Origin of the sequence: Janthinobacterium breve (assembly GCF_051380895.1) — a bacterium.
In the GTDB taxonomy this organism is placed as follows: domain Bacteria; phylum Pseudomonadota; class Gammaproteobacteria; order Burkholderiales; family Burkholderiaceae_D; genus Janthinobacterium.
The window spans coordinates 152,030-172,225 of record NZ_JBNYXY010000007.1; the positions used below are offsets into that span (position 1 = coordinate 152,030).

General features: G+C 64.3%; 21 protein-coding genes. 12 read left to right on the forward strand and 9 right to left on the reverse strand.

All coding sequences use genetic code 11. From position 1 onward, the window contains the following. Window positions 1-166 precede the first annotated feature (166 nt). From ACQ4W0_RS15120 to ACQ4W0_RS15135, 4 genes are all read left to right on the forward strand, one after another. Window positions 167-850 (forward strand): hypothetical protein, encoded by a 684-nt coding sequence (locus ACQ4W0_RS15120; RefSeq protein ID WP_436577463.1) that lies wholly within the window; start codon window positions 167-169, stop codon window positions 848-850. Window positions 851-962: 112 nt separating this feature from the next. Beyond that, window positions 963-1,916, forward strand: coding sequence for a 2-hydroxyacid dehydrogenase (locus ACQ4W0_RS15125; RefSeq protein ID WP_436577464.1), 954 nt, complete (start codon window positions 963-965; stop codon window positions 1,914-1,916). A 90-nt stretch (window positions 1,917-2,006) separates the two neighbouring features. Beyond that, window positions 2,007-2,264, forward strand: coding sequence for a hypothetical protein (locus ACQ4W0_RS15130; protein WP_436577465.1), 258 nt, complete (start codon window positions 2,007-2,009; stop codon window positions 2,262-2,264). 65 nt (window positions 2,265-2,329) lie between these two features. Continuing rightward, the gene (locus ACQ4W0_RS15135; RefSeq protein WP_436577706.1) at window positions 2,330-3,514 is read left to right on the forward strand and encodes a low temperature requirement protein A; all 1,185 of its coding nucleotides are present in this window, start codon (window positions 2,330-2,332) and stop codon (window positions 3,512-3,514) included. 48 nt (window positions 3,515-3,562) lie between these two features. Here the strand turns inward: ACQ4W0_RS15135 and ACQ4W0_RS15140 are convergent, their stop codons facing one another. Further along, window positions 3,563-4,093 carry a GNAT family N-acetyltransferase gene (locus tag ACQ4W0_RS15140; protein ID WP_436577466.1) on the reverse strand — a complete coding sequence of 177 codons (531 nt, stop codon included), beginning with the start codon at window positions 4,091-4,093 and terminating at the stop codon, window positions 3,563-3,565. Between the two features lie 103 nt (window positions 4,094-4,196). Here ACQ4W0_RS15140 and ACQ4W0_RS15145 point away from each other — a divergent pair, with 103 nt between their 5' ends. Then, the gene (locus ACQ4W0_RS15145) at window positions 4,197-4,772 is read left to right on the forward strand and encodes a helix-turn-helix domain-containing protein (protein WP_436577467.1); all 576 of its coding nucleotides are present in this window, start codon (window positions 4,197-4,199) and stop codon (window positions 4,770-4,772) included. Here ACQ4W0_RS15145 and ACQ4W0_RS15150 read toward each other — a convergent pair. After that, complete coding sequence (locus ACQ4W0_RS15150) at window positions 4,769-5,665, reverse strand: LysR family transcriptional regulator (RefSeq protein ID WP_436577468.1); 897 nt, start codon at window positions 5,663-5,665, stop codon at window positions 4,769-4,771. The genes ACQ4W0_RS15145 and ACQ4W0_RS15150 overlap by 4 nt on opposite strands. Before the next feature lie 63 nt (window positions 5,666-5,728). Between ACQ4W0_RS15150 and ACQ4W0_RS15155 the strand changes: the two genes are divergently transcribed. From ACQ4W0_RS15155 to ACQ4W0_RS15165, 3 genes are all read left to right on the forward strand, one after another. Continuing rightward, window positions 5,729-7,234: an MFS transporter gene (locus tag ACQ4W0_RS15155; protein ID WP_436577469.1), complete on the forward strand. Its 1,506-nt coding sequence runs from the start codon at window positions 5,729-5,731 to the stop codon at window positions 7,232-7,234. Window positions 7,235-7,453: 219 nt separating this feature from the next. Next, window positions 7,454-9,022: an EAL domain-containing protein gene (locus ACQ4W0_RS15160; protein ID WP_436577470.1), complete on the forward strand. Its 1,569-nt coding sequence runs from the start codon at window positions 7,454-7,456 to the stop codon at window positions 9,020-9,022. After that, window positions 9,019-9,372, forward strand: a complete 354-nt coding sequence (locus ACQ4W0_RS15165) for a hypothetical protein (protein WP_436577471.1) — start codon at window positions 9,019-9,021, stop codon at window positions 9,370-9,372. The genes ACQ4W0_RS15160 and ACQ4W0_RS15165 overlap by 4 nt, the downstream gene beginning before the upstream one ends. A 3-nt stretch (window positions 9,373-9,375) precedes the next feature. Here the strand turns inward: ACQ4W0_RS15165 and ACQ4W0_RS15170 are convergent, their stop codons facing one another. Beyond that, window positions 9,376-10,755 carry a serine hydrolase domain-containing protein gene (locus ACQ4W0_RS15170; RefSeq protein WP_436577472.1) on the reverse strand — a complete coding sequence of 460 codons (1,380 nt, stop codon included), beginning with the start codon at window positions 10,753-10,755 and terminating at the stop codon, window positions 9,376-9,378. A gap of 116 nt (window positions 10,756-10,871) precedes the next feature. After that, entirely contained in the window at window positions 10,872-11,804 is a 933-nt protein-coding gene (locus tag ACQ4W0_RS15175; RefSeq protein ID WP_436577473.1) for a VirK/YbjX family protein, read from the reverse strand. A gap of 179 nt (window positions 11,805-11,983) precedes the next feature. Here ACQ4W0_RS15175 and ACQ4W0_RS15180 point away from each other — a divergent pair, with 179 nt between their 5' ends. Together ACQ4W0_RS15180 and ACQ4W0_RS15185 are read left to right on the forward strand one after the other, a co-directional pair. Further along, window positions 11,984-12,418, forward strand: coding sequence for a DUF1801 domain-containing protein (locus ACQ4W0_RS15180; RefSeq protein ID WP_436577474.1), 435 nt, complete (start codon window positions 11,984-11,986; stop codon window positions 12,416-12,418). Then, a complete protein-coding gene (locus ACQ4W0_RS15185) occupies window positions 12,415-12,972 on the forward strand; it encodes a hypothetical protein (protein WP_436577475.1) in 558 nt (185 codons plus the stop codon). Before ACQ4W0_RS15180 ends, ACQ4W0_RS15185 begins: the two co-directional genes overlap by 4 nt. Before the next feature lie 198 nt (window positions 12,973-13,170). Here ACQ4W0_RS15185 and ACQ4W0_RS15190 read toward each other — a convergent pair whose 3' ends face one another. Further along, entirely contained in the window at window positions 13,171-14,193 is a 1,023-nt protein-coding gene (locus ACQ4W0_RS15190; RefSeq protein WP_436577476.1) for a DNA-binding protein, read from the reverse strand. A gap of 221 nt (window positions 14,194-14,414) precedes the next feature. Between ACQ4W0_RS15190 and ACQ4W0_RS15195 the strand changes: the two genes are divergently transcribed. After that, window positions 14,415-15,434 carry a tyrosine-type recombinase/integrase gene (locus tag ACQ4W0_RS15195; protein ID WP_436577477.1) on the forward strand — a complete coding sequence of 340 codons (1,020 nt, stop codon included), beginning with the start codon at window positions 14,415-14,417 and terminating at the stop codon, window positions 15,432-15,434. Window positions 15,435-15,576: 142 nt separating this feature from the next. On the opposite strand, the gene ACQ4W0_RS15200 is transcribed toward ACQ4W0_RS15195, so the two are convergent. The 4 genes from ACQ4W0_RS15200 to ACQ4W0_RS15215 all read right to left on the reverse strand — a co-directional run bounded on the left by ACQ4W0_RS15200 (window position 15,577) and on the right by ACQ4W0_RS15215 (window position 19,512). After that, window positions 15,577-17,034: a serine hydrolase domain-containing protein gene (locus ACQ4W0_RS15200; protein ID WP_436577478.1), complete on the reverse strand. Its 1,458-nt coding sequence runs from the start codon at window positions 17,032-17,034 to the stop codon at window positions 15,577-15,579. Between the two features lie 255 nt (window positions 17,035-17,289). Then, window positions 17,290-17,742, reverse strand: coding sequence for a PaaI family thioesterase (locus ACQ4W0_RS15205; protein ID WP_219309196.1), 453 nt, complete (start codon window positions 17,740-17,742; stop codon window positions 17,290-17,292). Between the two features lie 33 nt (window positions 17,743-17,775). Next, complete coding sequence (locus ACQ4W0_RS15210) at window positions 17,776-18,270, reverse strand: MarR family winged helix-turn-helix transcriptional regulator (protein ID WP_436577479.1); 495 nt, start codon at window positions 18,268-18,270, stop codon at window positions 17,776-17,778. A gap of 45 nt (window positions 18,271-18,315) precedes the next feature. Further along, entirely contained in the window at window positions 18,316-19,512 is a 1,197-nt protein-coding gene (locus ACQ4W0_RS15215; protein ID WP_436577480.1) for a citrate synthase, read from the reverse strand. A 76-nt stretch (window positions 19,513-19,588) separates the two neighbouring features. On the opposite strand from ACQ4W0_RS15215, the gene ACQ4W0_RS15220 reads away from it, so the two are divergent. Then, on the forward strand, window positions 19,589-20,137 hold the full coding sequence (locus tag ACQ4W0_RS15220; RefSeq protein ID WP_436577481.1) for a GNAT family N-acetyltransferase: 549 nt from the start codon (window positions 19,589-19,591) through the stop codon (window positions 20,135-20,137). Window positions 20,138-20,196: the final 59 nt, after the last annotated feature.

The window sequence follows — 20,196 nt, forward strand, 5'->3', positions numbered from 1 at the left end:
GTGTGAGAATGTTGAAAAAAAGTCGACATTTGCACAACACCTGGCGCGCCAGGCACTGGAATCTGGCGGGAAAAGGCGCGCCAGACGATACCTTGCGGGTTTATCAATGCTTGTCGCTCAGTTTCGCTAGAATGGGCCACCGCGCCCGGCGCCCACAGGAAACCGCATGCCATTGCACCGCCATCTACAGTCTGTCTCCATGCGCATGCAGCGGGGCTTGAGCCTGAAAGGCTCGGCCGTCGCGCTGATCCTGACCATGCACGCGCTGGGCCTGTATTTCCTGCTGCTGCCGGCGCGGCAGCTCAAGCAATACACGGAAGTGGCTTTCATGACCTTGCTGCCGGCCCGGCCATTGTCGCAGACGCCACCGATAGCCTTGCCGATGCCGATGCCGATGCCGCTTCCCCTGCCGCGCGCGCCCGCTACTGCGCCGCCCGCCGTTTCTGACATGCCCGCCGTTTCTGACATGCCAGCCGTGACGGCGCAAGCGATTACCGCACCCGCCGAGGAATTGCCCACGGCGCCGTCTGACGCAGACTTGCGCACGCGCGCCCGGCTGGCGGCGGGCGCCGCCGACAAGGCCCTGCGCGGCGAAATCAGGCAAGAACAGCCATGGCTGGCCGCCGCCGAACTCAAAAGCGAAAGCACCTTCCAGAAGCTGGTCGCCTCCGCCTGGCGCGGCGGCCCCGTCATTCGCGTGGAGGAATACCTGACGGCCGATGGCCGGCCCGCCACGCGCGTCGTCAGTGCCGGCGGCGCCACCTGCTATGGCATGGCCGAGAACCCCGGCTCCGGCGCCGACCCGGCCAGGACGGGCGGCAAGGTGAAACGCGTGCCTTGCTCGGGCTAAATACCATATCAAGGGCATGGTTTTCACGGCAATTCCCGGGCAGTCACCCCCGGCTGGGCGTCAAATATGCTAAGTTGCGTCTGCAATTCATGTGACACGACCCAGGACGCCCATGCCACCCGAACTCCTCATCCTCGCCCCCAGTCCCTCGGCTGCCGTCAACGCGCAACTGGACCAGCAATACACATGTCACCGCGCCTGGCAAGTGCCGGCGGACGAGCGCCATGCCTGGCTGGCCGCACGCGCGCCGGCCATCCGCGCCGTCGTCACGACGGGCGCGCTGGGCTTGAACGCGACCGACATGGCCTTGCTGCCCGTGCTGGAAATCATCGCCGTGAATGGCGTGGGTCTCGATGGCGTGGCGCTCGACGAAGCGCGTGCGCGCGGCATCGCCGTCACCACCACGCCGAACGTGCTGACCGATGATGTGGCCGACGTGGCGCTGGGCCTGCTGCTGGCCAGCGCGCGGCACATCGTGGCACTCGACCGTTTCGTGCGCGATGGCGGCTGGGAACGCCGCGAGGCGATCGCCCCCGCGTCCAGCCTGCGCGGCAAGACGGCCGGCATCTTCGGTTTCGGCCAGATCGGCCAGGCCATCGCGCTGCGCCTGGCCGTTTTCGGCGTCCAGGTGCGCTACTTCCAGCCCCGCGCCATTGCCGACACTAGCGTGCCGCGCGCGCAATCGCTGCTGGCCCTGGCGCAGCAATGCGATTACCTGATCGTCTGCGCGCCTGGCACGCCGGCCACGCGCAAGATCATCGACCGCGAGGTGCTCGACGCGCTAGGCCCGCAAGGCACCCTGATCAATATCGCCCGTGGCGCCCTCATCGACGAGGATGCTTTGATCGCCGCCTTGCAGGATGGCCACCTGGGCGCGGCCGGCCTCGACGTGTTTGCGGACGAACCGCGCGTGCCGGCCGCCTTGCGCGCTTTGCCGAACGTGGTGCTGACGCCGCACGTGGGCAGCCTGACCGTGGAAACGCGCCATGCGATGGGGCAACTGGTGGTGGATAATCTGGCGGCGCACTTCGCCGGCTTGCCCCTGCTCACGCCGGTAAAGACCTAGCCGCCCGCCACGTACACCGAATCGTTTCTGGCGCCCGTGAAATGCATTAACATCATGTAGTGGCATTTCTACATGGATCAAGGAGCAGCTATGCATACGATACTGGTGATGGGCGCGGGTTTTGCGCTGCTGGCACTGTGCCTGCTGGTGGGACGGGGCAGGGGCGCGATGGCGCACGCGGCATTGGCTTTCATTCCCTTGTGGCTGCTAGGCGCCGGCATCAACATGGCGGTGGGCGTACTCACGGCCGGCTATTCCGTTGCCGAGGAACTACCGATTTTTGCAGTAATTTTTGCCGTGCCAGCCTTGCTGGCCGGTTTTTTATGGTGGCGTTTACAACGCACCTGAGCCGCCAGCCCATGGGCAGCACCGCCAGCACGGCCAGGATTGACGATGAAAGAGTATTGATGGAATTGACAAAATCGCTGCTGCGCACGCGCGGCGGGCAGGACAGTGGCAAGGTGGGCATGATCGAGCTGTTCTTCGACCTGGTGTTCGTGTTTGCCGTCACACAACTGTCGCATGGCTTGCTGGCGCACCTGAGCGCCATGGGCTGGCTACAGACGGGCTTGCTGTTGATGGCTGTCTGGTGGGTGTGGATCTTTACGTCGTGGATCACCAACTGGCTCGACCCCGAGCGCATTCCCGTGCGCATCAGCCTGTTTGCCCTGATGCTGGGCGGCCTGATCATGTCGGCCTCGATACCCGAAGCGTTCGGCACGCGGGGCCTGGGCTTTGCGCTCGCCTATGTGGCCATGCAGGTGGGCCGGCCCCTGTTCGCCTGGTGGGCCGTGCGCCATGAAACGCTGGCGCGCCGCCGCAATTTCCAGCGCATCGCCCTGTGGGCCGTGCTGTCTGGTATTTTCTGGATCGCCGGCGGCATCGCTGATCCATCCCAGCGCATCTTCTGGTGGGGCGCGGCCCTGCTGATCGACCTGGCCGGTCCATGGATGCAGTTCGGCCTGCCTGGCCTGGGCCGCTCGACGATCGCCGACTGGGATGTCGATGGCAGCCACATGGCCGAACGCTGCGGCCTGTTCGTCATCATCGCCCTCGGTGAATCCTTGCTGGTGACGGGCGCCACCTTCGCGGGCCTGGAATGGTCACCCGGCAACTGGCTGGGTTTCCTGTCGGCCCTGGTCGGCAGCATCGCCATGTGGTGGATTTACTTTGACACGGGCGCCGAAGCGGGCCACCACCGCATCGCCCACTCGAAAGACCCGGGCCGCATCGCGCGCAAGGCTTACACCTATATCCACGTGCTGATCGTGGGCGGCGTGATCGTCAGCGCCGTGGCCGACGAGCTGGCACTCGTGCATCCGGATGAAGCGAGCTTCGCCGGCATCAGCGCCTTGCTGGGCGGCCCGATCCTGTATCTGCTGGGCAATGCCCTGTTCAAATGGGTCAGCAACGACCGCGCCACGCCGCCGCTGTCGCATTTGCTGGGCATCTTGATCATCCTGGCGCTGATCCCGATGGCGTACGGCCGCTTGTATTCGCCTTTGACCCTGGCCTGCATCACCAGTTGCGTGCTGGTCCTGGTGGCCGTGTGGGAACATATGGCGCTGCGCCGTCCGCCGCCGGAGATTGATCTCTGATGCGCGATCTCTGATGCCCGATCCCCGATCCCTGAGGCCTGCGTGACCTTATCCGGGCGGCGTGATGCCGTCCGGATCGCTGCGCGTGTCGAGTTGCAGTTGCAAAAACGCCAGGTCCAGCCAGGCGCCGAACTTGGTGCCCACCTGGCGCATCAATCCCACTTCCTCGAAGCCCAGCTGTTTGTGCAGGGCGATCGAACCGGCATTGCCCGCTTCGATGCCCGCCACCATGACGTGCTTGCCCAGGCCCCGCGCGCGCAAGATCAATTCCCCCATCAAAGCCTTGCCGACGCCGGCGCCGCGGCTATCGGCGCGCACATACACGGAATGCTCGACCGTATGGCGGAAACCCTCGAACGGGCGCCAGTCGCCGAACGAGGCGTAGCCGGCCACATTCTGCTGCGCATCGATGGCGACCAGCACCGGATAGCCGGCCCGCTCGCGGTCAGCCAGCCAGGCGGCGCGGTTGGCCGCATCGACCGTCCGTTCATTCCAGATGGCCAGGGTGTTGCTGACGGCATCGTTGTAGATGGCCGTGATGGCTTCGATGTCGGCCGCGTGGGCATCGCGTATGTGCATGTTGAACTCCTTGCTAGTCGTCTACTATAATGGACAAATCATAGATTGCCGCCCGCGCCTTGTCCAATAAAATCCGAATGGAATCCGCAATGGAAGCCGATACATGTCCACTAAACCAGACGAATTGAACCAGCGCATCGGCGCCAGAGTGCGCCTCGAACGGGAAAGCCTGGGCTGGTCGCTGACGGACCTGGCGGCCCGTTCTGGCGTGTCGCGCGCGATGGTGCACAAGGTGGAGCGGGGCGACTGCAGCCCCACGGCCACCTTGCTGGCGCGGCTGTCGGGCGCCTTCGGCCTGAGCATGTCCGAACTGATCGCCCGCGCCGAGATGCGCGCAGGGCGCTTGCTGCGCCAGGCAGACCAGCCCGTGTGGATCGATCCGCAGAGCGGCTATGTGCGGCGGCACGTGTCGCCGGCGTCCGACATGCCGCTCGACCTCGTGCATATTAGCTTGCCGCCGGGCGCCGTGGTGGCGATGCCTGCCGCCGCCTATGTGGCGAGGCGGCAATTGATTTGGTCACTCAGCGGCAGCCTCGTCTTCATCGAAGGCGATACCCGCCACGTGCTGGACGCGGGCGATTGCCTGGAGCTGGGTCCGCCGGCCGACTGCGTGTTCAAGAATGAAACGGCGACTGCTTGCACCTACGCCGTGGCGGTATTGAACAGCAGCAGAGCTTAAGCCAGCGCCGCCGTGCGCAGCTGGGCAATGAAGGCGCGCGCGGCGGGCGCCTGTTCGTGGCGGCGGAAGGCCACGGCGATTTCCGAGCTGATTTGCGGGCCTTCCAGTTCGCGGAATACCACACCGGGCAATTGCACGCTGGCCATCACCGAGTGGGGCACGATGGCGCAGCCCACGCCCAGCGACACTTCCGTCAGCACGGCCACCAGGCTGCCCGGGCGCGAGACCACCTGCGCCGCAAAGCCGCCGCGCCGGCTCACCTCCAATGTTCCCAGTTCCTGTTCCGGCACGATGAACGCCTGCTGCGCCAGCGCGGCCGGCGCAGCCTCGTCAATCCTGGCCAGGGCGCTGTCCGCTTGCACGGCCAGCACAAAGCGGTCGCGCAGCAAGACCACGCTGGCTATGCCATCCGGCAAGTGCAGGGGCGGGCGCACGAAGGCCAGGTCCACGCGTCCCTGGTCCAGCAAGCCGGGCAGGGCGTCCATCGCCTGTTCGCGCGCACTGATATGGATGCCGGGGTGGCTGGCGCGAAAGCGGGCGAACTGGTCTTGCAGCACGCCGGAATACGCGGCCGAAGCCACGTAGCCGATTTCCAGCCGTCCCAGCTCGCCCCGACCCGCCCGCCGGGCCACGTCCTGCGCCTGCGCCAGTTGCGCCAGCGCGCGCGCCGCTTCCAGCACGAACAACTCTCCGGCGGCCGTCAGGGCCACGGCGCGCTTGCTGCGCTGGAACAAACGCGTGCCCAGCAAGCTTTCCGTTTCCTGCACCTGCTTGGTCAGCGCGGGCGGCGAGATGCCCAGCTCGGCGGCGGCCCGCGCGAAATGCAGGCTGTGCGCCACGGCCAGCACGCAGCGGAAATGCCGCAGTTCCATGTCTTTGACTATATTCACCATGGGTGAATTATAAGGCGCTCATCTTATAACAGGAAATAATACAAGCCTGCTTACAATCGAGACATGAAGAATACCAGCTGGACCTTATATACGTGCTCGGGCGTGTGCGCGCTGATCATGCTCGATACCAATGTGGTGGCCGTCTCGCTGCCGTCGATCGCCCGCTCGCTCAACGCCAGCTTCGTCGACGTGGAATGGGTGGTCAGCGCCTACATGCTGGCGTTCGCCTCGTTCCTGCTGCCGGCCGGCAGCATCGCCGACCGCCTGGGACGGCGCAAGGTCATGCTGTTCGGCCTGGCCGTGTTCGCGCTGGCCTCCCTGCTGTGCGGCCTGGCGTTGACGCCGTTCGTGCTCAACGTGGCGCGCGCCATCAAGGGCCTCGGTGCAGCGCTGCTGCTGACGTCCGCGCTGGCCGTCATCGGCCATACTTTCCATGCGGAAAAGGAGAGGGCGCGCGCCTGGTCCGTGTGGGGCGCGGCCATGGGCGTGGCCATGACGGTGGCGCCACTGTTGGGCGGCCTGATCACGAGCGCCATCAACTGGCGCTGGATTTTCTATCTGAACCTGCCCGTCGTCGCCATCCTGATGTGGCTGGTAAGCAAGCATGTGGACGAGTCGAAAAATGCCTCCAACGCCAGTTTCGACCCGCTGGGGGCGGCGCTGTTTTCCGCCGGCCTGTTTTGCATCATCTGGGGCTTGATCGACGCCAGCGTGGCGGGCTGGGCCAGCCATGCCACCGTGCTGCGTTTCCTGGCGGGCGCGGCGCTGCTGGCCGTGTTCGTGGTGGCGGAACGGCGCCAGAGCGCGCCCATGGTCGATCTATCCCTGTTTGGCCGGCGCGTGTTTGTCGGCGCCGTGCTGGGCATGTTCGGCTACGCCATCGCCGCCCAGGTGATGATGACGTTTTTGCCCCTGTATTTGCAGAACGCCTTCGGCTTTTCCGCCGTGCTTGCCGGCTGCGCCATGTTGCCGTTTGCCGTCGCCATGGTGGTGCTGTCCCGGCTGGCGCCGCGCGCCATGCGCCATCTGGACGACCGCGGTATTCTGGTGACGGGGCTGCTGATCGTCGCCGTGGGCAACGTCGCCACGGCGCTGGCCGCCGCCAGTTTGCAGTACGGCCTAGTGGCGGCCGGCATGGTCGTCACGGGCGCGGGCGCGGGATTGCTCAACGGCACCACCCAGAAAGCCATCCTCGCCTGCATTCCACGCGAGCGCACGGGCATGGGGTCCGGCATCAGCACCACCACGCGTTTTGTCGGCATCGTGCTGGCCGTGGGCGCGCTGGGTGCCGTGCTGGCCATGCGCACGGCCGCCTCGTTCGAGAAACTGGCGTGGCTGCACGGCTTGAAGGCCTCGCCCGAGATGATAGGACGCATCGTGGCCGGCAACGCGGCCGAGGCCTTCGGCCAGCTGCCGCCCGCCCTGCAGGCCGTGGCGCAGGAAGCGGCCCGGCACGCCTTCATCGACGGCTTTGCCAGCGTGCTCTACCTGGCTGGCGGGCTGGCGGCCGTGGTGGCGGCGCTGGTGTTCGTGCTGGCGCGGCCGGTGCAAAAAATGGGAAAAGTGTAACTGTTCAGCAATATTTAAGTACACGGCCTCTGCTTGTAATATGATGCCATCGAGCAATACATGGCAATCATATAACACGACTAATCAAGAGCGCCGAACAGAACCGTAGCGAGCGGCAGTGAGTTGTGGCTGAGACGCGGAGCTGTGCGAATGCACAGTGAGCATCGGAGGCCGCAAATCGCGACGCGCAGTAGGTTATGTTCGGTGCGGGAGGAGCGCATGCGCAGAAAACGCATTATCATCACCAGCGTGCTGGTCGCAGTCATCGGCGTGGCCGTTCCCCTGAGCCTGGCCTTTTACCTGTCGTCCGTGCGCGCCGAGCATGGCGAGCAGGAACGTCTGCGCCTGCTGGCCGGCTACGCGCTCGAGCGCGCCCACCGTTCGATAGCCTCGGCCGGGGTCGCCCTGCGTAGCGCCGATGCGCTGGACCTGGCGCCGTGTTCGGAAGCGCATATCCAGCAACTGCGCCGCATCACCATCACCACGCGCAGCATCGACGATATCGGCTATGTGGAAAATGGCTTGCTCAAATGCACGTCCACGGGCATGGAGGACGAGCGCATCGCCATCACGCCCGCCGACTTCACCATGGACAATGGCATGGGCATCGATTTCAACTTGCGCCCCGTCGTCAGCGGCGGCAAGCGCATGGTGGGACTGACTTACCGCGCTTATAAAGTGCTGATCGATCCCGTGCGCTTTTCCGACGTCATCGTCGACAGCGACATCCAGATGGCCGTCGCCATCGGCAAGCGCGGCGTGCTCGATACCTTGCACCATCCCGACCCTGCGCTGGTGCAAAGCTTGCTCGCCGGCCAGCCAGCGGCGGACGGCGCAGCGCACGACGGCAGCATCCATGCGATCCTGTACCGCGATGGTTTGACGGCCGTGATGATCGAGCCGCGCAGCAAGCTGAACGACAGGCTGCGGCGCGAACAGCTGCTGCTTTTGCCGCTGGGCTTGCTGATGGCCGCCTTCATCGTCGGCATCGTCATCTGGCTGTCGCGCCGCCGTTTGTCGCTGATGGGAGAATTGCGGATCGCCATCGACCGGCGCGAATTCTTTGTCCATTATCAACCCATCATCGCGCTCGACACGGGCGTGTGCGTGGGCGCCGAGGCGCTGATACGCTGGCGTCGCCCCGACGGCAGCATGATACGGCCCGACCTGTTCATCCCCGTGGCCGAGGAAGGCGAGCTCATCTTGCCCATCACCGACCAGGTCATCGATTGCGTCATCGCCGACATGCGCGCCGCGCTGCTGGCCGACCGCGAACTGCACATCGCCATCAACCTGTGCGCCAGCGATATAGAAACGGGCAGGGTGCTCGACGTGCTCGAACGCGCCTTGGACGGCACCGGCATCGAGGCGCAGCAGATCTGGCTGGAAGCGACGGAGCGGGGCTTCATCAACGTGGAAGCGGCGCGCGCCACCATCGAAAAGGCCAGAGCGCGCGGTCATGCCGTGGCCATCGACGACTTCGGCACGGGCTATTCCAGCCTCTCCAGCCTGCAAAACCTGCCGCTCGACGCCTTGAAAATCGACAAGTCCTTCGTCGACACCATCGGCACGGACGCCGCCACCAGCAGCGTCACGCCGCACATCATCGCCATGGCGCGTACCTTGAACATGCTGATCGTGGCCGAAGGCATCGAAACGCCGCAACAAGCCGATTATTTGCGCGAACGCAAGGTCGAATTCGGCCAGGGCTGGCTGTTTGCGAAAGCGCTGCCGGCCGGCGAATTTCTTGCCTTCTACGAAACCCGCCGCACGCCATCATCCACATGAAACAGGCAAACTTCCCTTATCCGCTGCAGCCGCTGCGCGTGCCCGGCGGCTGGCACATCACCGTCAACACCCTGTTCGAGGTGGACCCAGGCCCGGAGACCATGCAATGGTTCAGCAGCGCGCTGCTGCTGTGGGGCCACTGCCGCGACAGTGCTTATTGCTTCAACTCGCATTTCGAACCGGAAGACGATCCGGACGGCGAATTCGTGCTGGAAATGTCCAAGGTGGCATATGACCGCCACGGCAAGGCTGTCAAAGGCAGCGAGGTATTCCTCGGCGAATATCGCACGCGCAGCAAGGCGGCGTTTGTCGACCGGGTCGAGCAGTTCATGCAAGACCCGGCCGCCTGAGCACTAGGGCTTGCGCGGCAAGACCACGTCCTGCCCGCCTTGCCTGAGCACGGCGCCGGCGACCTTGCCCGCCGCATCGCGCGTAAAAACCAATTCCGCCTCGATGGCGCGGAAGAAAAACTGGTCTTTAGCGCTGGCAAACAGGGGCGCCGAACCGACGCCCGTGCCTGCCGCTTCCAGGCCATGCTTGCCCAAGCTCACCGTCAAGGTGAAATGTTCGTCAGGGGAATGCTCGAGCACATAGTCGGCCACGTATTCAGCCAACGTTGCGCGCGGCAGCTCGATGGCGACTTGCGGCTTTTTCAGCGGCGGCAAGGGCGTGCCGGGCAGCAGGGCGGACAAGCCCAGGGCGTCGACGGTGCGCGCCGTGTTCGTCAGCACCACCACGCCCCGCTTGCCGTCCGTGGTAAACGCCGCATAGCTGGTGTAGCCGCCCGTCTGGCCGCTGTGCCAGGCATAGCCTTGTCCCTGTTGCTGCTCCAGCAGCCAGGCCAGGCCGATTTTGGTTTCGCTGTCGGGCGCAAGCGGCCGCTGCGGCTTGATCGCCAGCGCATACGGGCGCAGCGGCTTGAACATGTACGCTTGCAGGTAGGCAATCATGTCGCGCGCGCTCGAATACACGCCGCCAGCCGGCGCCACCACGTTCAAGTCCCAGGCCGGCGTCGGTTCGCCCGTGAGCAAGTGTCCCGGCGCCAGGCGCGTCAGCATGCCGTGCGTGGGCGTGTTCGAGGTCGAGCGCATGCCCAGCGGCACGGCGATGCGCGACTGCAACAGCGCTTCATAGCTGCTGCCCGCCCGCGCCGCCAGGGCCGTGCCCAGCACGGCATAGCCGATATTCGAATAGTCAAAGACGCTGCCCGGCGCGCGGGGCAACTGGTAGGCGGCGAGAAACTGCCGCTGTTTTGCTTCCGTGTAATCGGCATACGGGTTGGCGGGGTCTTTTGGCGCGAAGTTGTCGGGCAGGCGCGGCAGCGCAGAATAATGCGTGGCCAGGTCGAGCAGGCTGATCGTCTTGCCGTCGAAGGCAGGCATTGTGTAGCCGGGCAATAATGCCGCCACCGGTTCTTCGAGGGTGACCTTGCCATCGACGACGGCGTGGGCCAGCAGCAAGCCCGTCATGGTCTTGGTGACGGAACCGATCTGGTAGACGGTATCGGCGCCCGGCTTGGCGTTCTTGCCTGCATGCACGCTGCCAAAGCCGTAGACGGCGCTGTGCTTGCCGTCGATGACGGCAATGACGATGCTGGAGTGCAAGCCCGTGCGCGTGAGTTCCTCGGCGCGCTGGCGCACGGCGTCGTCGAGGGTGGGGGCGGCCAGGGCAGGGGCGGCCAAGGCAGCGGTGCCGATGAGGCAAAGGGGGAGGAGGGCGAAAGTGGGTGTCATGGGAACCTTGTCCAGGGTGGGCCGAATGCACGCCAGCGCCTGGATAAGGCGGCTGGCGTGCCCTGGGGAGGATACGGCGCCAACATGAAGGCTTCCTGAGTTTTATGTAACTCTTGCTACATTGCAAAGTTGCTCGTTTCAGGCGTTTCCAGCAAACGCGCCAGCTGCGCCCGCATGTCCGCGGCCATGCCGAGCAGCAATTCGCCACGCCGCCGCGCATCGGCGCGTTTCTTTGATGGTAACTCGGCCAGATCCGGCGCCCGGTAGGGTGCGCAGGGCAAGTGATAATTGCCGTCGGGCATGCGCAGGGCGTGCAATTCCTGCCAGGCCAGGTCGTAATCGGCGGCGATATGGCGCCGCCGGCGCGCATTCAGGGCGATGCGGTTGTCATTGCTGATCAAAAACAGGTTATTGCAAGCAAAGAAATCACCGAAATCGCGCAAGGCCGCGACCATCAGGTTTTTCGGACGGCAACCGTGCAGCGCTCGCGTGGCCGCCTTCACGGCGTGTGCGCCCGCTTCCGAGCGCAAGCCTTGCAGCGCACCCAGCTGCAAGGAGACGCCATCGGCGCGCGGCACGAATAAAAAGCTGGCCAGGTAGAGGGGCAGGCCATCGCACGTCAGGCGCAGGCACAGTTCGCCTTCGCGGTAGCTGTCGTGGATGGCCGTCAGATGCAAGCGGTACAGCGCCCCGTCCTTGCCTTCGAACGCGGCCAGTAGCACGGGCTGGCGCGCGGCACGCTCGACCAGCGCGCGCCCGCCAGCCTGCCACAGGAAGCGGTAATGTCCTTCCAGCAAGGCCAGGCGATCCGTGCAGCCCAGCTGGCGCGAGGCGTAAGGGCGGTAAATCTTGAAGCGCAAGCAGGGATGCAGCTGCGCCAGCGAGCTCATACCAGGCATGCTACCCAGGAAGGCGTGCCAGCGCGTGCGCTGGCGGGGAAAGAATAGGGCGCCCAGCGCCGCTTTCAGGCGGTGGCCGCTGGCGGGATATGGTGGCACGGCGGGCGGCACGGCGGCGCCGTGGCGCAAGGTTAAAGCGATGTCATTCATGGTTCTGCCGGAAAATGGCAGGCGCTGCACAATGAGAGCCTTGCCAGTCTGAATGCTACGCGGGCAAGGTGAATTTCACGTTAAGAAACTGGCGATACATCGAACGCGGCGCAACACGCGCCGGGGCGCAGAAGTGCTAGCATACGAGCAAAGACAAGCCAAGAAAGGAGACCGCAGCCATGAAAAAAGCAGAGCCAGACACGCAGTCCGGGGATGGCGCGGTGAGCGCCGAGTCCGCTACCCGCCAGATCGACGCGAAAATCGCCTCCCTGGCGGACTGGCGCGGGAAAACGCTGGCCAGCGTGCGCGTGCTGATCCACCAAGCGGACCCGGACGTGGTCGAAGAAGTCAAATGGCGCGGCGCGCCCGTCTGGTCGCATGCGGGCATGATTTGCACGGGCGAAACCTATAAGCTGGCCGTGAAACTCACCTTTGCCAAGGGCGCCGCCTTGCCCGATCCTGCCGGCCTGTTTAATTCCAGCCTGGACGGCAACACGCGCCGGGCCATCGACATTCACGAAGGTGAGCAGCTCGATGCCGCGGCGTTCAAGGCGCTGATACGCGCCGCCGTGGCAATAAATGCGGCGCCCAAACCAAAGCGGACGAATATTTGAGACATTATCTTTATATCTGGCACGACCCGGCCGAGCGCATGCTGGTCGCTTCCGGCATCGAATTCAAGGATTTTATCCCCGCCCTCGGCAAGGCCGGCGGCATCGTGCTGCGCAAGGGCAGCGCGGGCACGGCCCGCAAACCTGCCGCTTGGCAGGCGCTGGCGCAGCAGCAATTGCCGGCCCTGGCGCACGCAGACTTGCACGCCTGCGGCAGCCACGCCTGGGCCGATTGGCAGGATACGGCGCCAGCTTCCCTTGATGTGGCCGTGGCCGCAGCGCTGGCCTACAGTGTCACGGCCCAGCGCACGGGGCTTGCCGCCTTGCAGAACCGCTACCTTGCCTTTGCGCACGACGATGGCTGGTATCTGAAACTGTTTTATGCGGCATGGGACGACGTGGCGGCCTGGCTCGCCGGCGCCATTCCGCCAGCGATGGGTGCGCTCGACATGAACGCACTGGAACAGGGGGACGACGGTTATTGGCTGCAAAACGGCACGCTCGGCGTGGAGCTGAAAACCCACGCTATCGACAGCGTGCTGAACCGGCGCCTGTAGCGGCTGCAGGCCGCCGTGGTGGCGCGCTGCGGCCCCATTTGAGCCTCAACGCACCGGGACGATACGCGTGCGCTTGCCAGCGCCGGCAGCGGCGCGCCGATCGGCCGTCAATGGGCAGGCGAAATAGTGGGGCAAGCCCGGAAAGCGGGGCCGGCCCGTCAGGGGGCATCGCAGAGTTCCCTCGCCATGTAGACGGGTTCAGACATCGCGTTTCTGCTTGCTATCAATTAGCAGGCCCAGCCTGGCCGTCATGCCGGCATTCTCGCGCAGCAAGCCGTCGCGCTCCTGCGCCAGGCTTGCCGCCTTCTGCTGCGCCACCTGTGCATTTTCCGCCAGCATGTCAAGCTGGCGGTCTTGCGCGGCCAACGCCACCCTGGCGTCGTTCAGCGCCAGCAAGGCCGTATCCAGCTTGGCCAGCAGGGCGTCGGCGGAGGCGGCGGCCTGCAGATATTGAAATTCAAACTGGTCGCGTTCGGGGCGCACGGTCGCCAGGGCTTCGCGATCGGCGGCCGCTTCGCCGGATAAGCGCGCGTGTTCCGCCTGCAGCTGCGCCAGCCGCATGTCTTGCTGCACCAGGGTCGCCTGCTGGCCCTGCAAACGCTGCTGCAGTTGCGCGTTGTCCTGTTCCAGCCGGCTTACACGCTGCTGCGCCTGGGCCCGTTCTTCGCTGCGCTGGGTAGCGGCCGCTTCCTGGTAATGGTCGAACTGCGAGCGCACCTGCGCCAGTTGGCGGTTCAGGGCGGCGATTTCCTCGCCCCGGTCGGCCAGGCGCTGCGTCAGGCCCGCGTTGTCGCTGTGCAGGGTGGCCAGGGTGACGGCGCGAAAATGGTGTTCTTCCTTCAGTTGCGCCAGCGCATGCTGGGTGGCGCGCAACTCCTGGGTCAGGGCGGCGCGCGCCTCCGTCAGCTTCAACCGATCCGTTTCCGTCTTTTTCAGCTTTTCAAGCGCCGCGTCGAGTTCTGCGCGGTTTTGCTGCATGCCCGTTTCCAACTGCTGCGCCACGTCGCGCTGCTGCTTCTCATACACGCCGCGCATTGCTTGCATCAGCTCGGCCGGCAAGCCTGCTTCCGTTTTCACGGCGCCCGCGCCCTGGAACTCTTCTTTCCAGCGCTTGAGCAGCGGCGCAATGGTGCTCTTGCTGCCCGTGCTGCCCAGCGCTTCGCGCACATTGTCGACGGTGGGATTGCGCCCATCGGCAGCGACGATTTGGGCTGCTTTCATAACATCAGAGTACAGAATGCCGGTGCGGGCCATGAAACCACCTATGAGCGAAATTTAGTAACGTATTACATGATACGTAATATCGAATAATATTACGATATAAATTTTTATGATTATTGAAAAATATAAGGTGCTATAAGATTGCTTATCGCGTGTCATGGGGGTGGTTTGCATGCTATTCTGTGATCCTCTCAGTACAAAAGCGTGATTTCGCTGCCGCCATGCCCGATTTGCCCCTCTCGAAACGCCGTATTGCCCCTTCGAAAAACGCCGACATCGCGCCTGCACCGTTACACGGCGCTCTGATCGATGCCGAGCTGGCCGCGCGCCACCAGGCGTTTCTCGCCGCCGCCACGTCGGACAACACGCGCCGCACCTACCGTTCGGCCATCCGCCACTTCCAGGCCTGGGGCGGGGCGCTGCCTGCCGACGAGTCCACCGTCATCCGCTATCTGATGGCGCATGCGGACAGCCTGAACGCGCGCACCCAGGCCTTGCGCCTGACGGCCCTGTCGCAATGGCATGTGTACCAGGGCTTTGCCGACCCGGCGTCCACGCCCACCGTGCGCAAGACTCTGGCCGGTATCGCCCGCCTGCACGGCAAGCCGAAAAAGAAGGCCAAGGCCCTGCCGCTGGAAGACCTGGAAGCGATTGTCGCCAAACTGGCCGCGCTGGGCAGCGTCAAGGCTGTGCGCGACAGCGCCTTGCTGCAACTGGGATTTTTTGGCGGTTTCCGGCGCAGCGAACTGGTGGGATTGACACTGGAAGACGTGAGCTGGGAGCCGCAGGGGATGGTGATCACTTTGCCCCGTTCGAAAACGGATCAATCGGGGGAGGGCATCGTCAAGGCGATTCCGTTTGGCGACGGCGTCTGCTGCCCGGCCACGGCACTGCGCGCCTGGCTGGCCGCGGCGCACATCCGCTCGGGACCGCTCTTGCGCACCGTCAATCAATGGGGCCATGTGAGCGTGAAAGCACTGCACGCGAGCAGCATCAATACCATACTGGAAGGCTGCGCCAGGCTGGCGCAGCTCGATTACGTACCGGAATTGTCGAGCCATAGCCTGCGCCGCGGCATGGCCACCAGCGCGCACCGGGCGGGCGCCGATTTCCAGGCCATCAAGCGCCAGGGCGGCTGGCGCCACGACGGCACCGTGTATGGCTATATAGAAGAGGCGGGCCGCTTCGAGGACAATGCGGCCGGCAGTTTATTGAAGGCGAAGAAGAAACCGGCGACCTGAGAGCGTCCGACAACGCCTGCGGCACACCGCCAATGCGTAGTCTGCGAAACCGGCGTAGCCATCCAAAGCTTGGTTTGCCCCCTCATGGCATCCGTCCGGCAGCGAACAGATCAGATTTCTCTTCAGTCTTTGAAACTGATTATTAACGTGGATAAACAATGAACTGATCCAGCTTGCCATCTGGCGTGAAGTAGGTTGGCACTCGCAGGGTCCCGCCAGCAGTCTTGATGCGGAAGAAACGGTAGACAAGGCCACCGCGGCGGTCGGAACGCGTTTCGACGATGCTCTCCACCTCGCCCAGCGGTTTGAGTGAAGCGGCAAAGTCGGCCACGACCTGATCGCTGAAATAGCCACGCAGGCCATCGCTCATCAGGCTGCGGTCAGGATGTCCCGCTTGTAACTGTACAAACAGGGCACGTACCTTGTCCAAGGCCAATGGCGCAACGGCATCGGCGGTGGAAGCGAACAGTAGCGCCTCGATCTCGCCCGTCACTTTCTCACTGGTACTGCCGCCTCCATTGGTGAGCACGACAATGGCCATGTCGTCGTTCGGGAAAACGGTGTTTTGCGAGCGAAAGCCAGCAACCTCGCCACCGTGGTCCCAACGTAAACGTCCTTCCGGCGTCATGCGCACGAATTGGCCAAGGCCGTAGTTGGTACCGGTGCCGCTGGTCAACAAATTTTCCGTCGCAATGGCTAGCCGGGAGGCGCGGCCAAGGATGGCATCATGCATCAGGGCAATATCCCACCGTGCCAGGTCACTCCCAGTCATCGCCAGGTTGCCGACTGCCCATATCCAATACTTGCCCTCTGGGCGGGCTGGACGTGGTGGGCCGAATGCCGCCACTTCATAGCCCTGCGGATCGCTTGCCTCCCAGGGCGTCACGCTCGTGTCGACTGCCGAGCGCATGCCCAGTTTGTCCGTGATGCGGCTGCGTATGAACGTATCGAGCGACATGCCGCTCGCTATTTCGATGATACGGCCGGCAATCGCATAGCCGGTGTTGCTGTACTCCCATCTTGAACCAGGCTCGAAACTGAGCGGCCGTTTTCCCCAGTTCGCAAGGATCGCATCGACCGTCGTTGGCTTGGCCATGAATGGCGCCAGATAATCGAGTGGGTAATAGTCCGGGTAGCCGGCTGTGTGCGCAAGTAACTGCCGCACCGCGATTTCATTGGCCCTCGTCAGGTCGGGCAGAAAACGTGCGATTTTGTCGTCGAGCGAGAGCTTGCCGTCTTCCACCAGCAACAGCATCGCCGCCGCCACGAATTGCTTGGTGTTCGATCCAATCTTGTAGCGCATCTGCGGCGTCGCCTTGAGCGCTGGATCAATACTTGCCATGCCGTACGCTTGCGCATAGGCCAGCTTGCCATCTTTGACGATGGCAATTGACACGCTCGGGACCGACTTATCCTCCAACGCCTTCATCACAATGGCGTCGATTGCGCGTACTGTATCTGGTGCAAGCTGGGCGGAAGCGCCCAGGGGCAGCGTGGCGCCAAGCGCCAGAATGCAGCGGAGAATGCTGCTGCCTGCACCTGCGGTCGCGGTCTGCAACAGCTTGTCGGCTTCTTGCGTGCGGTTTTCGTCTTTTTTCATTGGGAGATGATTGTTGATGGCAAGCGAGTCCAGGCAGTGTAATCTTCCGAGCTGCCAGGATCGACGCAAAACGACGAACGGCGATATCCGCATGATGGAATGTCAATAATGCGGTATCGACGGACCGGCTCAGTAAAGGCTCAGCTAATGGCTTGGCAGACGGGCTTCGGGGTCAGTTCCGCGATGAGCACCAGGGCGCTGGGGGGCAGCCGTGCCTGCAGTTGAGCCAGGCTTGCGCGATGGTGCCAGGCCGTATCATGCGGCCGCCTGCTCCCGGGGGCGGATGATCATGCAGGTGGCCGTCGCGTGCGCATACACTTTGCCCGCTTCGTCGCGGATCGTGCCTTCGGAAATGACCAGATTGCGTCCTGCATTGATCACTTTGCCTTCCGCGTAGACCGTCACGTTGAAGGGCAGGGGGCGGCACATCTTGATGTTCAGGTCTGTCGTGCCATAGCTTTCGCCTGCCGGCAAGACCGTGTGCGTGGCGCAACCCGTGACCGTGTCAAGCACGGTGGCGGCAAAACCGCCGTGCACGCCGCCCATGGGATTGGTGTGTGTTTCATTCGCCGTGGCCGTGAAGACGACGCGGCCATGCTCCACCGTGTGCGCGTCCATGGGCATGGTCTTGGAAATGCCGGGCCGGGGAAACAGGCCTTGCGCGAAAGCTTGCATCAGTTGCAAGCCGGTCATGTCGTTGGGGTGCATGGGTAACTCCTGTGGTGGTGATGTGGGGATGAGTCAGACGTCCTGCGCGAAACGCAGGCGCGAGGCATGCAGCAGGAAGCGGGCGACGACGGCCAGCTCTTCTTCGCTGAAACCCGCTTTCAGTTGTGCATTCAGGCTGTCGAGCAGGGGCAGGGCGGCGGCCAGCACTTCGCCGCCCTTGGGCGACATGTGCAGGGTGCCGGCGCGCGCATCGAGCGCAGACTGGCCGCGCACGATGAGGCCATTTTCTTCCATGCGCGCCACCAGACCCGTGACGGCCGAGTTTTTCAATTGCAACAATCGGCCCAGATCCTTCAATTGGCAGCCTTCTTCGCCCTTCAGGGCAAACAGGGCGACAACTTGCGTGCCGGAAAATCCCAGTTCGCTGGTAAAGACGGCATCGGCCGAGCGAAACAGGTTCTGGCGCGCCAGGTTGAGCAGATTAAACAAGCGCGGCGAGCGCTCGCCCAGCGGGCAGGCGGCAGCGGTATCGGGGAGGTCTGGCTGGGGAGAGGTATTGGTACGCATGCGAAGTATACTACTACGTATGCGTAATAAATCAAGTGTGGATTGCTAGTCGCGCTGGCGGCGCCCGATGTAGCGTGCTCTTGGCCGTATCAGGGCCGCGCTCGCGGCTTGCTCGGCCGCATGGGCGATCCAGCCGGCCGAGCGGGCAAGGGCAAACACCGTCATGCTCGCGCCCTCGGGCCAGCCGAACGCCAGTTCCATGGCGGCCAGCGCCAGGTCGGCATTCGGACGCGCATCGAGCAGCTCGCCCGCCGTGGCGCAAACGGACAGGATGGCGCGCAGTTGCGGGGGCTCGTGCGTCATCGCTGACAGGCGTTCCAGCAGATACGCGGCGCGCGGGTCGCCCTGCGGATACAGCGGGTGGCCAAAGCCGGCGAATTCCGGCGCGATGGTCTTGTAAAAGGCGCCGATGGCGTCCCTGGCGTCTGGCGCGGCCAGCGCCTGCGTCAACATGCGGCGGGCCGCCGCGCTGCCGCCGCCATGCTTGTCGCCTGACAGGGCGGCCAGTCCAGCGCCCAGCGCGGCGGGCAGGCTGGCACCCGTCGAGGCGACGCAGCGCACGGCAAAGGTCGACGCGTTCAACTCATGGTCGGCCAGCAGCACCAGCGCCGCGCGCAGCAATTCGGTCTGTCCCACGTCTGCGTTCCATGCCTGGGCCAGTTGCCGGTGCAACGGCAAGGCGGACGGCACCGTCTGTATCAGGGCGGCGGCCAGGATGCGCATCAATGCCGGGCCGGACTGCAGGGAGTGCGAAATATCCGCTGTTGTCAGCATCGCCATGGCCAACATGGCGCGCATCAAGGGCGGCGCGTCTGGCGCGCCGGCCAACCCTCGCGGCAGGGCAGGCGCGTCCTGCTGAAAATAGTCGCTAACGCCATCGTCCCACAGCAGGCCGGCGGCCGCCTCCAGGCTTGCGTGCTGCGCCAGCAGCGTCGCATCGCAGCCCCGGTACAGCAAGCGTCCGCCAGCAATATGCGAAATCTGCGTTTCCAGCACGGGCAAGCCCCAGTGCATGGCGGCCACGGCTGTCTGGCCGCCCCGCTTGGCGTCACTCCTGCGCGCCGCCAGACGCAGCACGTCTTCCTGCGGATAGCGCTTGCGACGCGCCGCGCCATTGCTGACGGAGGCTAGCAGGCCCCGGCTCACATAGGAATACAGGGTGGGCAGGCTGACGCCCAGCAGGCGCGCCGCGTCAAGGGCGGACAGGTCGTTGTTCATGGCGGCCATTGTAGCGTTTGCCACTTTATATTGATTGATGGAATCAATATTGACGGGCCGGGCCGCACTTCACTAGACTCATGCCTTTCCAGGAGTCTCCATGAGCACATTGACCATTCGCACCCTGCGTCCGGACGACGCCGCCCCGCTGCTGGCATTCGAGCAAGCCAACCGGGCCTGGTTCGAGCGCCATATCGATCCGCGCCCGGACGACTTTTACAGCGTTGACGGCGTCCAGGCGCACGTCGCGCACTTCCTGGGCGAGCACCAGCAGGGACGCTTGCACCCCTGCGTCATTGTCGACGAGCAAGGACAATTGATCGGGCGCGCCAACCTCAAGGACATTGACCGGGAGCAAGGCGTGGCCGAAGTCGGCTACCGCATCGGGGAGCAGCAAGCGGGCAAGGGCCTGGCCACGGCCGCGTTGCGCCACCTGATTGCCCTGGCGCAGGACGAATGGCAGCTTGCCAGCCTGTGTGCTTACGCCATCGACGGCAATGCGGCCTCGGTGCGCGTGCTGGAGCGCTGCGGTTTCGTGCAGGGAATGGCCGTGCCGGATATTGCCATGGTGGAAGGTAACGTCGTCGATGGCCATGCCTATGCGCTGGATTTGGGGTCTGAGGTGCAGTGGAACGGAAAACCGGGTTAAGGGAAAATCCGTGATACGGTCGCGGCACTGCAACACCGGCATAGCCTAAAAAATCATGC

Bases quoted from the DNA above. Each gene is read 5' to 3' on its own strand.
- ACQ4W0_RS15165 (WP_436577471.1), top strand. From the start codon at position 9,019: ATGAAACAGGCAAACTTCCCTTATCCGCTGCAGCCGCTGCGCGTGCCC.
- ACQ4W0_RS15170 (WP_436577472.1), bottom strand. From the start codon at position 10,755: ATGACACCCACTTTCGCCCTCCTCCCCCTTTGCCTCATCGGCACCGCT.
- ACQ4W0_RS15210 (WP_436577479.1), bottom strand. From the start codon at position 18,270: ATGCGTACCAATACCTCTCCCCAGCCAGACCTCCCCGATACCGCTGCC.
- ACQ4W0_RS15180 (WP_436577474.1), top strand. From the start codon at position 11,984: ATGAAAAAAGCAGAGCCAGACACGCAGTCCGGGGATGGCGCGGTGAGC.
- ACQ4W0_RS15140 (WP_436577466.1), bottom strand. From the start codon at position 4,093: ATGCACATACGCGATGCCCACGCGGCCGACATCGAAGCCATCACGGCC.
- ACQ4W0_RS15130 (WP_436577465.1), top strand. From the start codon at position 2,007: ATGCATACGATACTGGTGATGGGCGCGGGTTTTGCGCTGCTGGCACTG.
- ACQ4W0_RS15125 (WP_436577464.1), top strand. From the start codon at position 963: ATGCCACCCGAACTCCTCATCCTCGCCCCCAGTCCCTCGGCTGCCGTC.
- ACQ4W0_RS15155 (WP_436577469.1), top strand. From the start codon at position 5,729: ATGAAGAATACCAGCTGGACCTTATATACGTGCTCGGGCGTGTGCGCG.
- ACQ4W0_RS15175 (WP_436577473.1), bottom strand. From the start codon at position 11,804: ATGAATGACATCGCTTTAACCTTGCGCCACGGCGCCGCCGTGCCGCCC.
- ACQ4W0_RS15150 (WP_436577468.1), bottom strand. From the start codon at position 5,665: ATGGTGAATATAGTCAAAGACATGGAACTGCGGCATTTCCGCTGCGTG.
- ACQ4W0_RS15200 (WP_436577478.1), bottom strand. From the start codon at position 17,034: ATGAAAAAAGACGAAAACCGCACGCAAGAAGCCGACAAGCTGTTGCAG.
- ACQ4W0_RS15145 (WP_436577467.1), top strand. From the start codon at position 4,197: ATGTCCACTAAACCAGACGAATTGAACCAGCGCATCGGCGCCAGAGTG.
- ACQ4W0_RS15160 (WP_436577470.1), top strand. From the start codon at position 7,454: ATGCGCAGAAAACGCATTATCATCACCAGCGTGCTGGTCGCAGTCATC.
- ACQ4W0_RS15195 (WP_436577477.1), top strand. From the start codon at position 14,415: ATGCCCGATTTGCCCCTCTCGAAACGCCGTATTGCCCCTTCGAAAAAC.
- ACQ4W0_RS15220 (WP_436577481.1), top strand. From the start codon at position 19,589: ATGAGCACATTGACCATTCGCACCCTGCGTCCGGACGACGCCGCCCCG.
- ACQ4W0_RS15120 (WP_436577463.1), top strand. From the start codon at position 167: ATGCCATTGCACCGCCATCTACAGTCTGTCTCCATGCGCATGCAGCGG.
- ACQ4W0_RS15205 (WP_219309196.1), bottom strand. From the start codon at position 17,742: ATGCACCCCAACGACATGACCGGCTTGCAACTGATGCAAGCTTTCGCG.
- ACQ4W0_RS15190 (WP_436577476.1), bottom strand. From the start codon at position 14,193: ATGAAAGCAGCCCAAATCGTCGCTGCCGATGGGCGCAATCCCACCGTC.